Annotated in this window: 13 protein-coding genes; 8 read left to right on the plus strand and 5 right to left on the minus strand. The window is 76.8% G+C overall.

The features are described 5' to 3' along the window. Nucleotides 1-33 precede the first annotated feature (33 nt). Nucleotides 34-804 (minus strand): alpha/beta hydrolase, encoded by a 771-nt coding sequence (locus VM95_RS14425; RefSeq protein ID WP_244178767.1) that lies wholly within the window; start codon nt 802-804, stop codon nt 34-36. Between the two features lie 207 nt (nt 805-1,011). On the opposite strand from VM95_RS14425, the gene VM95_RS14430 reads away from it, so the two are divergent. Next, nucleotides 1,012-1,821 carry a mechanosensitive ion channel family protein gene (locus tag VM95_RS14430; RefSeq protein WP_045696577.1) on the plus strand — a complete coding sequence of 270 codons (810 nt, stop codon included), beginning with the start codon at nt 1,012-1,014 and terminating at the stop codon, nt 1,819-1,821. A gap of 21 nt (nt 1,822-1,842) precedes the next feature. Here VM95_RS14430 and VM95_RS14435 read toward each other — a convergent pair whose 3' ends face one another. Beyond that, complete coding sequence (locus VM95_RS14435) at nt 1,843-2,196, minus strand: DUF6401 family natural product biosynthesis protein (protein ID WP_045696477.1); 354 nt, start codon at nt 2,194-2,196, stop codon at nt 1,843-1,845. A 153-nt stretch (nt 2,197-2,349) separates the two neighbouring features. On the opposite strand from VM95_RS14435, the gene VM95_RS14440 reads away from it, so the two are divergent. From VM95_RS14440 to VM95_RS14460, 5 genes are all read left to right on the plus strand, one after another. Continuing rightward, nucleotides 2,350-3,276, plus strand: coding sequence for an LLM class F420-dependent oxidoreductase (locus tag VM95_RS14440; RefSeq protein ID WP_045696478.1), 927 nt, complete (start codon nt 2,350-2,352; stop codon nt 3,274-3,276). Between the two features lie 92 nt (nt 3,277-3,368). After that, nucleotides 3,369-4,028, plus strand: coding sequence for an AAA family ATPase (locus VM95_RS14445; RefSeq protein ID WP_341846007.1), 660 nt, complete (start codon nt 3,369-3,371; stop codon nt 4,026-4,028). A 116-nt stretch (nt 4,029-4,144) separates the two neighbouring features. Continuing rightward, the gene (locus VM95_RS14450; protein ID WP_078859893.1) at nt 4,145-5,155 is read left to right on the plus strand and encodes a zinc metalloprotease; all 1,011 of its coding nucleotides are present in this window, start codon (nt 4,145-4,147) and stop codon (nt 5,153-5,155) included. Nucleotides 5,156-5,198: 43 nt separating this feature from the next. Further along, a complete protein-coding gene (locus VM95_RS14455; RefSeq protein WP_045696482.1) occupies nt 5,199-5,648 on the plus strand; it encodes a universal stress protein in 450 nt (149 codons plus the stop codon). 47 nt (nt 5,649-5,695) lie between these two features. Further along, nucleotides 5,696-6,541: a DNA-formamidopyrimidine glycosylase family protein gene (locus tag VM95_RS14460; protein ID WP_045696484.1), complete on the plus strand. Its 846-nt coding sequence runs from the start codon at nt 5,696-5,698 to the stop codon at nt 6,539-6,541. A gap of 42 nt (nt 6,542-6,583) precedes the next feature. Here the strand turns inward: VM95_RS14460 and VM95_RS14465 are convergent, their stop codons facing one another. From VM95_RS14465 to VM95_RS14475, 3 genes are read right to left on the minus strand one after another with little or no spacing between them, the layout of a single operon-like run. Then, complete coding sequence (locus tag VM95_RS14465) at nt 6,584-6,958, minus strand: bleomycin resistance protein (protein ID WP_244178768.1); 375 nt, start codon at nt 6,956-6,958, stop codon at nt 6,584-6,586. A gap of 30 nt (nt 6,959-6,988) precedes the next feature. Next, nucleotides 6,989-7,639, minus strand: coding sequence for a nucleoside/nucleotide kinase family protein (locus tag VM95_RS14470; protein WP_045696488.1), 651 nt, complete (start codon nt 7,637-7,639; stop codon nt 6,989-6,991). Beyond that, on the minus strand, nt 7,639-8,997 hold the full coding sequence (locus VM95_RS14475) for a PQQ-binding-like beta-propeller repeat protein (RefSeq protein ID WP_045696490.1): 1,359 nt from the start codon (nt 8,995-8,997) through the stop codon (nt 7,639-7,641). Before VM95_RS14475 ends, VM95_RS14470 begins: the two co-directional genes overlap by 1 nt. A gap of 155 nt (nt 8,998-9,152) precedes the next feature. Between VM95_RS14475 and VM95_RS14480 the strand changes: the two genes are divergently transcribed. Beyond that, complete coding sequence (locus tag VM95_RS14480) at nt 9,153-9,719, plus strand: Uma2 family endonuclease (RefSeq protein WP_045696492.1); 567 nt, start codon at nt 9,153-9,155, stop codon at nt 9,717-9,719. Between the two features lie 122 nt (nt 9,720-9,841). Next, on the plus strand, nt 9,842-12,319 hold the full coding sequence (locus VM95_RS14485; protein WP_045696494.1) for a SpoIIE family protein phosphatase: 2,478 nt from the start codon (nt 9,842-9,844) through the stop codon (nt 12,317-12,319). Nucleotides 12,320-12,428 lie beyond the last annotated feature (109 nt).

Consider the following 12,428-nt stretch of genomic DNA (forward strand, 5'->3'; position numbering starts at 1 on the left):
CGCCGCCACCGGCCCGCCGCCACCGGCCCGCCGCTACCGGCCCGCCGCCGGGCGGGGCTGGCGGGGGAGGGCCAGGGTGAGCGCCTCGGGCGAGCCGGCCGGCAGGGCCAGCGCGGAGGCCGTCTCGGCGGGAAACGGGCGCAGGCCCAGGAGCGCGGTGGTGAGGCGGGCGGTGGCGCGGTGCCAGTCGGGGATCCGCTGGAGCATGGCGTGGCCGCTGCCGGTGACGGTGTAGCCGCAGACCCGGGCGCCGGCGGCCCGGCTGCGGGCGGCGAAGGCGCGGGTGTCGGCGGGCGGGGTGACGCTGTCGCGGTCGCCGTGCAGCAGCAGCACGTCGCGTCCGGCGAGCTGCTCGCACGGGTCCTCCGGCGGGCACCAGGGGGCGAGCGCGACCAGCCCGGTGACGGTCTCGTGCCCGCCGGCCCGCAGCGCGGCGCGGCCGCCCATCGAGTGCCCGACCAGGACGGTCGGCACCGGGCCGAGCTGTTCGGCGAGCTCGTCGAGCGCGGCGAGGGTGTCGCGGGCGGCGTCGGCCCGCTCCCCGTTCCAGCCGCGGTGCCGGTAGCGGACGGTGCCCACGGCGACGCCCGCGGCGGCGGCCTCGCGGGCGAGCGGACGCAGGAAGCCGCGCATCCGCAGCAGCGGCAGGTTGACCGGGCCGGGCCGGGCGAGGTTGTGCTCCTCGCCGCCGTGCAGCAGCAGGACGGCGGCCACGGGCCGCTCGGGCAGGGTCCGCCACCGCAACGGCCGGTGGCCGCCGGCCCCGCCGCGCGCCGTGCCGCTGTCCGCCTCGCTGATGCTCACCCTCGGTCCCCTCCGCCCGGCCGCCGTGTGGCCGGACTTGCCGGAACTGCCACTCTACGCGGGCGGACGGCGGCGCCGTTCACCCGAGGGAACCATCCCGGTCATCGGCCGCGCGCGGCCCGTACGGCCTGCTGCTATCCACGAAGGGTGGGGGGCCACCCGGCGCCGCCGTTCCGCTCGGCGCCGTGTCACCGAGTGGAGGACTCCGTGGCTCAGCACCTCGCACTGTCCGTGGACTTCGGATCGGGCTTCACCAACGCCTGGTCCAAGGTCGCGAAGATCATTCCGCAGTTCCTCGCCTTCCTGGCGATCCTGGTCATCGGCTGGTTCGTGGCGAAGGCGATCGCCCGGCTGCTGGACCGCGTGCTGCGCCGGATGGGCTCGGAGCGGGTCGCCGCACGGGCCGGCATCGACCGCTACCTGAGCGGGTCCAGCTACGACCTGACCGGCATCGTCTGCAAGGTCGTCTACTACGCGGTGCTGCTGATGGCGCTGCAACTGGCGTTCGGCGTCTTCGGCCCGAACCCGATCAGCGTGATGATCCACAGCATCGTGGCCTGGCTGCCCCGGGGCATCGTCGCCGTCGTGATCCTGGTGGTCGCGATGGCCATCGCCAACGGCGTGCGCGACATCGTCCGCAACGCGCTGTCCGGCGCCGCGTACGGCCGCACCGTCTCCACCCTGGTCTGGGGCTTCATCGTGGCGCTCGGCGTGATCGCGGCGCTCGGCCAGGCCGGGATCGCCACCGCGATCACCGGCCCGGTGCTGATCGCGGCGCTGGCGTCCGTCGCGGGCGTGCTGGTGGTCGGCGTCGGCGGCGGCCTGATCATGCCGATGCGCCAGCGCTGGGAGCGCTGGCTGGACGGCGCCGAGCGGGAGACCGCCCGGCTGCGCGGCAGCGCCTACCAGGCCGGCCGGGCCGACGCCATGGCCAACCAGCCGGTCCGCCCGACCACCCAGACCGGCCCCGGCAGCTCGCCGGCCCCCGGCATCGAGGGCGGCGACCGGCCGATGTGACGGGCCGCGGCCCGTCACGTCTCAGACGGCCAGCAGGCCCTGCTCGCGCACCAGCCAGCAGATCGCGGTCAGCCGGAGCACGGCGTAGTCGTGGCCGACCGGTTCCCGCCAGCCGATCTCGGCGAGCGCGTCCAGGAAGCCCAGCGCGTAGTCCGACAGTTCCTCACGGTCCAGGGGCCGGGGCGCGAGCTCCGGCCCCTGCGCGTACAGCAGCTCGCGCAGCATCGCGACGTGCTGGTCGACGGCCGCGACGAAGCCCGGCTCGAAGGCGAACTCGGCCAGCCGGGGCGTGAAGGCGGCCACGATGCCGGGCAGCGGGCAGCCGGACGGCTCGTCGGGGGAGCGCCGGAAGGACTCGTCGGGGATCGCGAACATCCGTCCACGGTAGGCGAGCCGGGCCCGCGGACCGCAGGGTCGTGACGGTTCCGTGCTGAGACCTTGGCCACCCCGGGGCGGGTCCGCGCACGTTCCCCGGTTCGGCCGGATCCGGGCGGGGAACGGCGGACGGTCCGTACCAGAATGGTCCGCATGGATCTTCGAGTCTTCACCGAACCCCAGCAGGGCGCGAGCTACGACACCCTCCTCAGGGTGGCCCGCGCCACCGAGGAGCTGGGCGCCTTCAGCGCCTTCTTCCGCTCCGACCACTACCTGAAGATGGGCGGCGTCGACGGCCTGCCCGGCCCCACCGACGCCTGGATCACGCTGGCCGGGCTCGCCCGCGAGACCAGCACCATCCGGCTCGGCACCCTGATGACCGCCGCCACCTTCCGGCTGCCCGGCGTCACCGCGATCCAGGTCGCCCAGGTCGACGCGATGAGCGGCGGCCGGGTCGAGTTCGGCCTCGGCGCCGGCTGGTACGGGGACGAGCACACCGCCTACGGCATCCCCTTCCCCAAGGCGCGGTTCGGCCGGCTGGAGGAGCAGCTGGCGATCATCACCGGCCTGTGGAACACCAAGCTCGGCGACACCTTCGACTTCGCCGGCGAGTACTACACGCTGACCGACTCGCCCGCGCTGCCCAAGCCCGCCCAGGACCACATCCCGGTGCTCGTCGGCGGCCTCGGCGCCCGGCGCACCCCGGCGCTGGCCGCGCGCTTCGCCGACGAGTTCAACCTGCCGTTCGCGTCCGCCGAGGACAGTGCCGTCCAGTTCGGCCGGGTGAAGGCCGCCGTCGAGCAGGCCGGCCGCCGGGCCGACGACCTGGTCTACTCCAACGCCCTGGTCGCCTGCGTCGGCCGCGACGACGCCGAGGTGGCCCGCCGGGCCGCCGTCATCGGCCGCGACGTGGACGAACTGAAGGCCAACGGCCTGGCCGGCACCCCGGCCGAGGTCGCGGAGAAGATCGCCCGGTACGCGGCGGTCGGCACCGAGCGGATCTACCTGCAGATCCTCGACCTGCACGACCTCGACCACCTGGAGCTGATCGCCACCCAGCTCGCCCCGCAGCTGCCGTAGGGGTCTGCGCCCCTGCCGTCTGACCTCGGGTCTTTACTCGGACTTGGGAATGCGCGATGCTCCCGGGAGGGAGAACGGCAGGGGGAGCGAGGGTGACCGGGACGGGAACGGCGCGGGCGGCGGTGCCCCGGGTGCCGCCGCCCCGCGCCGCGGACGGGCGCACGGGGTTCGAGGGGCGGGTCGTCCGGGCCGGCCGGCACGAGCTGCGCGGGCCGGGCCCGGTCGCCCTGCACTACCCGGCGGGCGACCTGCTGGTGGTCACCGGTCTGCCCGGCAGCGGCAAGAGCACCCTGATGCGCCGCTGCGTGCGCGCGCCGCTGGTCGACTCCCAGCTCGTCCGCGAGGAGTACGCGGCGCGCCTGCCCGCCCGCCTCCCGTACGCGCTCTACCGGCCGCTCGCCCGGCTCGCGCACTACCGGCGGCTGCGCCGGGCCGTCCTGGACGGCGGGCCGCTCGCCGTGCACGACTGCGGCACGCTGCCGTTCGTCCGGGCCTGGCTCGCCCGGACCGCCGCCCGGCAGGGCCGCCGGGTGCACCTGCTGGTGCTCGACGTCGGGCCCGCCGAGGCGCGGGACGGGCAGCGCCGGCGCGGGCGCGGCGTCTCCCGCTACGCCTTCGCCCGGCACCGGGCCGCGGCGGCCCGGTTGCTGCGGGCGGCGGCCGCGGAGCCGCCGGCCGGCTGTGCGTCGGCCGTGGTACTCGACCGGGCCGCCGCGCGCGCCCTGCGGGAGATCGACTTCTCGGCGTCGTAGTCTCGGCGGGTCCGCGGCCCCGGGGGCCCGCGCCGAGCGCCGCCGAGTGCCGCCGGGCGGGACCGGGGTGCGGCCGATCCTCCGTCGGATTCCCCGTCTCCTCGTCAGGAGCGCAGATGCGCCGTACTCCCCGGGTGCGCCCGCGTGCCACCCGTGCCACCCGTCTGTTCCCCTGCGCCGCCGCGCTGGTCGCCGCGGCCGGCCTGAGCCAGTTCGCCGCGCCGGCCGCGCACCACGCGGCCGCGGCGACCGCGGCGGCGGTCTGCGACGGCACCGGCGCGGATGCCGCCGATGCCGCGGACGCCGCCGACGCCGGCGCGCGGAAGCCGGCCGGCGGGCCGTCCGGGAAGGATCCGAACGCGGTGGACGCCACCCGGGCCCGGGCCATGCAGGCCGACCTCGACGAACGGCTGGCCCGGCTCGGCTCCGCCCACGTCCCGCTCGCCGCCGTGCCGACCACCGTCCCGGTGTACGTCCACGTGATCCACTCCGGGGAGGCCGGCCGGCTCGCCCAGGGCGCCGTCGACGCCCAGATCGACCACCTGAACGCCACCTACGGCGGCCAGGGCGAGGGCAACACCGACACCCGCTTCCACTTCGAACTGGCCGGCACCGACTGGACCGACAACGCCGGCTGGTACAACGGCGTCACCCCCGGCTCAGCGGCCGAGAAGGCGATGAAGCAGGCCCTGCACCGGGGCGACCAGGGCACCCTCAACCTCTACACCGCCCACCTCGGCCAGTCCCTGCTCGGCTGGGCGACCTTCCCGAACGCCTACCGCTCCGACCCGGCCGACGACGGCGTCGTCGTGCTCGACGCCTCGCTGCCCGGCGGCTCCGCCACCCACTACGACCAGGGCAACACCGCCACCCACGAGACCGGCCACTGGCTCGGCCTCTTCCACACCTTCCAGGGCGGCTGCCTGGGCCCGGGCGACTACGTCGACGACACCCCGCCCGAGCGCAGCGCCGCCTACGGCTGCCCCGAGGGCCGCCACACCTGCGCCGGGCCCGGCCTCGACCCGATCCACAACTTCATGGACTACAGCTACGACTCCTGCATGACCCAGTTCACCCCGGGCCAGGCGCAGCGGATGGCGAACGCCTGGGCGGCGTACCGGAGCTGATCCCGGGCCGGGCCATGGGGGACCACTCGAAGGAGAACACGCAATGAGCACCGACCCCCGGATCGTCGTCGGCGTGGACGGCTCGCCCGCCTCGGAGCAGGCACTGCGCTGGGCGATCGACTACGCGCGGGCCGTCCACGGCACCGTCCACGCCGTCGCCGCGTGGGAGTACCCGGCCTTCTACGGCTGGAGCGGGCCGAGCGTCGTGCCCGCCGAGGCCTTCAACCCCGAGGAACTGGCCCGCCAGGCCCTCGCCGAGAGCATCGCCAAGGTCGCCGGCGAGGACCCGGGCGTGCGCATCACCCGGAGCCTGGTGCCCGGCAACGCCGTCCAGGCCCTGCTGGAGGCCGCCCGCGGCGCCGCGCTGCTGGTCGTCGGCAGCCGCGGCCTCGGCGGCTTCTCCGGCGTGCTGCTCGGCTCGGTCAGCCGCCACCTCGTCGAGCACGCGCCCTGCCCCGTCACCGTCGTGCGGGAGGGCCAGGCCGCCGAGTAGCCGACCCTGGTGGCACGCCGGGCCGCCGCGCGGTGGAGGATGGAGACATGCCAGAAGGTGACTCCGTCTACCGCGCGGCGGCCCGGCTGCGCGAGGCCCTCGCCGGGCAGCCGCTGACCCACGCCGAGCTCCGCGTCCCCGCGCACGCCACCGCCGCCCTCGCCGGCCGGCGGGTGCTCGACGTCACCCCGCGCGGCAAGCACCTGCTGACCCGCCTCGAAGGCGGCCTCACCCTGCACACCCACCTGCGGATGGACGGCCGCTGGGAGGTCTACCGCCCCGGCGAGCGCTGGACCGGCGGCCCCGCCCACCAGATCCGCGTCGTCCTCGGCACCGACCGGGGCACCGCGATCGGCTACCGGATGCCCGTCGTCGAACTGCTGCGCACCGCCGACGAGCAGCGGATCGTCGGCCACCTCGGCCCCGACCTGCTCGGCCCCGACTGGGACCCGGCCGAGGCCGTCCGCCGCCTGCTCGCCCGCCCAGCGCGCCCGCTCGTCGAAGCCCTGCTCGACCAGCGCAACCTCGCCGGGATCGGCAACGTCTACGCCAACGAGCTGTGCTTCGTCGCCGGCGTCACGCCGTGGACCGAGGTCGGCGAACTCCCGCACCCCGACCGGCTGGTGGAGCGCGCCAGGGCGATGCTGGAGGCGAACAAGCTGCGCCCCGGGCACGTCACCACCGGCGACACCCGGCCCGGCTACCAGCACTGGGTCTACGGCCGCGCCGGGCGGCCCTGCCCGCGCTGCGTCACACCGGTCCTGACGGGCCGCCAGGGGGTGGCCCCGCGGGACCGGGCGGTGTTCTGGTGCCCGTTCTGCCAGCGCGGGCCGGCCCCGGCGGGTGCGGCGGCCGGCCGGCCGCCGCGCGGCGGCACGGGGCGCCGCCCCTGACGAGCCGGCGAGCCGCGGCCGTTGTCCTGGTCGCGGTCGTGGTCACGGCCGCGACGGACTGCCGATCCGCAGCAGGTTCCCGCTGCGGTCCACGAGGGCGAACTCCCGCATGCGGTACGGGGTGTCGGTCGGCTCCGTCAGACGGCTGCCGGTGGCTTCGTCGGCGGGGACGCCGATCCGGGCCCACGCCCGGTGGAGGGCGTCCGCGTCCTCCACGTGGACGTAGCAGCTGCCGGCCGTGGCCAGCGGGTCCACCCGGGGGTCGTACCGGAAGTGCAGTTCCACGGACCCGCGGACCACGATCGCGTAGCCGTCCGCGAGCCAGGTGCCGCGGGGCTCGAAGCCCAGGCGGCCGTAGAAGGCGAGCGTCTCGTCCAGGTCCCGGCTCGGCAGGACGGGCACCGCGTGTTCGTTCACCCGGCCCACCGTAGCGGGCCGGTGGGCTCCCTACGGCCGCTCGACCAGGGCCGGGTGGCGCGGGTCGTCCATCCGGACGGTGAGGTCGGCGGCCTCCGCGGGGGCGGTCTCCGCCTCGTAGCGGGCGAAGGCGGGCAGGGTCCACTGCTGGTCGGCGGGGGTTCGGCGGGCCAGCGCGGCCGGGGTGAGCGCCAGGTGGACGGTCAGCTCCAGCGGCAGCCAGCGGCCGAGCAGCAGCGGGCCGTCGAGCAACAGCACGCCGCCGGGCGGGAGTTGGTGGTACGCGGCGCGGGTCGAACGGTCGGTGACCGGGTCGCGCAGCGTGGGCAGCACCCGGCCGGTGCCGCCCGGCTCCAGCGGGTCCAGCACCTCGCGCAGCAGGGCGCCGTCGTCGAGCCACAGGTCGTGGAAGGCGTCCGCGTCGTGACGGCCGTACTCCAGCCGGATCGAGGCCGGGCGCAGGAAGTCGGCCGCCGACACCCGGAAGGACGGGCGGCCGCGCAGCCGCAGCGGCTCCACCAGGGCGTCGGCCAGCGCGCCGGGCCGGGCGGGCCCGGCGCCGTCCACCGCCACCCGCAGCCACCGCTGCCCGGCGCCGGGCAGGCCTGCTCCGGGCAGCCCGGCGATCCGCTCGGCGAGCAGCTCGACCAGTCGGTCGGGGGAGATCGGGCGGACCCGCATCAGGCCGTGCCGCCCGTCCCGGAGCCGCCCTCGTGCAGGGGGAGGGCGTGCAGCACGTCGTCGTGGCCCGCGTAGAGGCGGTCGGCGTCGGCGGCGAGGGTCCAGACGTCCCGGCCGGGGCCGGAGTCGCGGAAGTTCCAGCGCAGCCGGCCGTTCGCGGTGTCCACCGCGCAGACCCCGCCGGCCGCCGGGCCGGGGACGAACAGGGTGCCGCCGGCGACCACCGGGTGGCTGCGCCGGTCCAGCAGGAACGGCATCCGGCAGCTCCAGCGCAGCGCGCCGGTGGCCGCGTCGTGCGCGGTGACCACGCCGTTGTCGCGCGGCAGGTAGAGCTGCCCGCCGTCCGGGACGGGCGGCATCGACTGCCAGGACTCGCCCCGCGCCGGGCCGTACGTCCAGACCTGCTCGCCGGTGGGGCTCAGCGCGCGGATCCCGCCGGTGCCGTCCTGGAGGAGGAAGTGCTTCGGGCCGGCGGTGCACCAGCCCGAGCCCGGGGAGGTCCACAGCTCCCGGCCGTCCGCGGCGTCCCGGACCACCAGCTGGGTGCGCTCGCCGAGGCCGCGCGAGCAGGCCACCCGGCCGCCGTCGGCCGGGCTCACGGCGACGATCTGCTCGTCGTCCGTGGTGCGGACGGTCCACAGCAGCGCGCGGTCGGCGAGGCGCAGCGCGAAGAGGCGGTCCACGGACGGTTCGTTGCCGCGGTAGGGGCCCCAGGCGTAGCCGTACAGCACGCCGTCCGCGCAGACGGACAGCCCGGGGCCGCCCAGGCCGCCGCTCTGCCCGTCGGCCAGCTCCTCCGGCAGCGGCAGGCTCCAGTCGCCGGCCGGGTCGGTGAGGTGGCGGGCGTCGAGGTGGCCGGGGGAGGTGAGGGTGAAGAGGTGCTGCGGGCCGAGCAGGACCTTGGGGCGCGGCGTGACGTCGCTCGGCCAGCCCGGCTGCGGCGGCGGGTCGAAGACCACCAGCCGGGCGGCGCCGCCGGTGGCCGGGTCCAGCACCTGCAGGCCGGCCTTGGACAGGTAGAGCGGGCGCTCCGGCGGGCGGGGCAGCCGCTCGGGGGTCATCGGCTCGGCGCCCCGGTACGTCCACAGCGGCGTCGGGCCGGACAGCGCGGTCGGCTGCGGCTTCGTCGGCGCGGGCGCGGGGCCGTCCGGCTCGGCGGCCGCACGGGTCAGGGCCCACACGGCCGCGCCGGCCGCCAGCGCCCCGGCCCCGAGCAGCAGCCTGCGGCGGGTGGGCCGCGGCCGGTCGTCGCCGATCACGTCCCCGGGCTCGCCGCCGCCGGTGCCGTCCACCTCGGCCTCCCACTGCCACGCCGCGTCCTGATCCTGCGCGGGCCCTCCGGACGACGGCGACTGCATACCGGTTCTCGCTTCCCCCATGGGCGACCCGAACCGCCGCCCCTCGCCGGCCGAGGATATCGAACGGCCGCGAACCACCCGAAACCTCACCCTCCGGGTGCACTACGGTGGGTCTCACAGCACCGGCCCGCCCAGCGACTCAGGGGAGGTACGCAGTGACGGCCGAGATGATCGCACCCGAGTGGATGCACCGGCAGATCACCAGCGAGGAGTACGACTCCTGGACCGCGGAGCAGTGCGCGGGCATCGAGATCGTCGACGGGATGGTGGTCGTGAGCCCGAGCGCGTCGAAGCGGCACAACAGGCTTGCGCGGCTCCTGGCGAACGCCCTGGACGAGGCGGGCGGCTCGGAGTGGAACGCCGACACGGACTTCGACGTCCGGCTGCAGGACGTGCCGCTCAACAACCGCCGCCCCGACGTGGGGGTCTATCGCGCGGACACGATCGACAAGTCGCCGACCAGACCCGAGGACGTGCTGCTGCTCGTCGAGGTCGTCTCGCCGGGCTCGGAGACCACCGACCGGGTGGTCAAGCTCGCCCAGTACGCGCAGGCCGGGATCCCCTTCTACTGGCGGATCGAGCAGGCGGTCGGCCGGGTGCCGGTCGTCCACACCTACGTGCTGGACGAGGCGAGCCGGGCGTACCGGGCGGGGGAGCTGTTCGCCGGGCGGGTGGCGGCCGTGGTGCCGTACCCGGTGGAGGTCGACCTCGGCTCGGTGTGAGGGCCGGGTCCGGGGGGGGGGTCGGGGCGCCCGGTGTGTCGGGGCGCGCGGGGCGGGGTGGGACTTCCGGGGCGCGCGGGGCTCGTCTTGACACCGTTCCGGGCCCGGCGTAGCAAAAGAGCATGCGCCATCCGCATCCGACCGGCGGGGCCGGGGACCCCGCCGGGGCGGCCGGGGACGCCGCCCCCGAGCGGGACGACCTGCTCGCGGACGCCGCCCGGCGCGCGCTCGGCCGCACCGGGGCGTACGGCGCGATGGTGTACCTGCGCTCGCCGGACCGCCGCTCGCTGCTGCTCTGCACCATCGCCGGCGTGCCGCTGTCGATCATGAGCCCGTTCCGGCGGATCGCCGCCGCCGGGCCGCTGCCCGTCGCGGTCTGCTTCCGCACCGGCCGCACGATCGCCCTGGCCGACACCGAGGACACCATGCGGCGCTTCCCGCAGCTGGCGGTCGGCCTGCCGTACGACTACGCGAGCGCCTGCGTGCCGGTCGGGGCCGGCGCCGAGCCGTTCGGGGTGCTCAGCGTGCTGTGGCCCGCCGCCGAGGAGGGCGTGTCGGCCCGGGCGCGCCGCCGGCTGGCCGCCGTCGCCGCCGAACTCGCGGACGGGCTGTCCAAGCTGGCGGCCGCCGGGCAGCCCGTGGAGCCCACCGGGGACGCGCCCGTGGTGGAGCTGGCGCCGGCGGCCCCGCCGGCCACCCGGGTCGGCCTGTTCGACTGGAACGTGGCCACCGGCGCGCTCGCCGCCGACGCCCGGTTCTGCGAGATCTTCGGCCTCGGGCCCGACGAGTTCGACGGCACGGTGGCCGCCCTCTCCGCCCGGATCGCCCCCGGTGACCTGGCCGGCTTCCGGGCCGCCGCCCGCACCGCGCTGGCCGAGGGCGAGGTGCTGGCCGCCCGCGTCCGGGTGCTCGGGCGGGACGGCCACCCGTACCCGGTGGAGCTGTGGGCCCGGGTGCCCTCCGCCATCTCGGACGGCCGCACCCACCTGGTCGGCGCCGTCCTGGACGTCCGCACCCTGACCGCCGCCGCGGCCGCCGTCGAACGGCTGCGCGAGGGCGTCTTCTCGCTCGACCCGGACGGCCGGATCGGCTACGCCAACCGCGGCATCGAGCCGCTGCTCGGCGTCCGCCGCGAGGACCTGGTCGGCCGGCACCCCTGGGACGCGCTGCCCTGGCTCGCCGACCCCTTCTACGAGAACCGCTACCGGGCCGCCCTGCTCTCCCAGCGGCCCACCGCCTTCCTCGCCGCCCGCCCGCCGGCCGGCTGGCTCGCCTTCTCGCTCTACCCCGACGCGCACGGCGTCACCGGCCGGGTCGTCGCCGCCGAGGCCCCGCCCGGCGCCGCCGAACCGGCCGCCGCCCCGCCGCCCGCCGTCCACGCCTCCTCGGCCGGCCTCGGCGGCACCCACCACCTGCTGCAGCTCGCCAGCGCGCTCACCGAGGCCGTCACCGCGCGCGACGTCTGCCGGGCCGTCGCCGAGCAGATCCTCCCGGCCTTCGGCGGCCAGGAGCTCGCCATCTACGTCGTGCGCGACAACCGCCTGCACCTGGTCTCGCAGAGCGGCTACCCGGACGGCTTCCTGGACGGCTTCGAGGCCACCCCGGTCGGCGCCCGCGTCCCCGGCGCGGAGACGCTCAGCGCCGGCACCCCGATCTTCTTCGAGTCGGTGCGCGAACTCACCGCCGCCTACCCCGGGTTGGCGATCGACGAGATGGGCGCCTGGGCGTTCCTGCCGCTCATCGCCTCCGGTCAGCCGATCGGCAGCTGCATCCTCGGCTTCGACCGGCCGCGCGTCTTCACCGCCGAGGACCGCGGCCTGCTCACCGCGCTCGGCGGCTTCATCGCCCAGGCGCTGGAGCGGGCCCGCCTCTACGACGCCGAGTTCGCGCTCGCCCGCGGCCTCCAGCAGGGCCTGCTGCCGCACCGGCTGCCCGGGATCCCCGGCGTCCGGATCACCGCCCGCTACCTGCCCGGCACCCAGGGCATGGAGATCGGCGGCGACTGGTACGACGCCATCACCACCGGCGGCGACCTCACCCTGGTGATCGGCGACGTCGAGGGGCACAGCGTCGCCGCCGCCGCGGCGATGGGCCAACTGCGCAGCGCTGTACGGGCGTTCGCCAGCGGCGGCGAACCCGCCGGGCAGGTGCTCGCCCGCACCAACCGACTGCTGCTCGACCTCGACCCCGGCCTGCTCGCCAGCTGCTGCCTGGCCCGCCTCACCCCGGCGGACGGCACCCTGCGGATCGCCCGCGCCGGCCACCTCCCCCCGGTGCTGCGCCACCCGGACGGGCGGGCCGAGGTGCTGGACGTGGCCGGCGGGCCGCTGCTCGGGGTCGACGAGCGGGCGGAGTACCCCGTCACCGAACGGCGCCTGCCGCCGGGCGGGCTGCTCGCGCTGTACACCGACGGACTGGTGGAGGACCCGGCCGAGGCGATCGACCAGGGCGTCGAGCGGCTCCGGGCCGCCCTGGCCCGCGGCGGCGGCCCGGGCGCGGGCGCGGCCGGGCTGGAGGCACTGGCGGGCCGGCTGCTGCGGGAGGTCGGGCCGGTGCACCGGGTGGACGACGTGGCGCTGCTGCTGACGGCGACGGACTGAGCGAGGGCGCGCGGCGTGCGGCCCCGCCCGGCGAGGGGGCGACTTTCGTCGGTGCGGGCGACGACGAAGGGGGACGGCCGTCCGGCGGACGGGCCCAGTAGCCTCGACG

It is taken from the genome of Streptomyces rubellomurinus (genome assembly GCF_000961885.1).
GTDB classification, from domain to species: Bacteria; Actinomycetota; Actinomycetes; order Streptomycetales; family Streptomycetaceae; genus Kitasatospora; species Kitasatospora rubellomurina.

What these genes read in the sequence shown, in the direction of transcription:
- VM95_RS14450 (WP_078859893.1), top strand. Translation starts at nt 4,145, where the DNA reads ATGCGCCGTACTCCCCGGGTGCGCCCGCGTGCCACCCGTGCCACCCGT.
- VM95_RS14470 (WP_045696488.1), bottom strand. Translation starts at nt 7,639, where the DNA reads ATGCGGGTCCGCCCGATCTCCCCCGACCGACTGGTCGAGCTGCTCGCC.
- VM95_RS14460 (WP_045696484.1), top strand. Translation starts at nt 5,696, where the DNA reads ATGCCAGAAGGTGACTCCGTCTACCGCGCGGCGGCCCGGCTGCGCGAG.
- VM95_RS14485 (WP_045696494.1), top strand. Translation starts at nt 9,842, where the DNA reads ATGCGCCATCCGCATCCGACCGGCGGGGCCGGGGACCCCGCCGGGGCG.
- VM95_RS14475 (WP_045696490.1), bottom strand. Translation starts at nt 8,997, where the DNA reads ATGCAGTCGCCGTCGTCCGGAGGGCCCGCGCAGGATCAGGACGCGGCG.
- VM95_RS14440 (WP_045696478.1), top strand. Translation starts at nt 2,350, where the DNA reads ATGGATCTTCGAGTCTTCACCGAACCCCAGCAGGGCGCGAGCTACGAC.
- VM95_RS14435 (WP_045696477.1), bottom strand. Translation starts at nt 2,196, where the DNA reads ATGTTCGCGATCCCCGACGAGTCCTTCCGGCGCTCCCCCGACGAGCCG.
- VM95_RS14455 (WP_045696482.1), top strand. Translation starts at nt 5,199, where the DNA reads ATGAGCACCGACCCCCGGATCGTCGTCGGCGTGGACGGCTCGCCCGCC.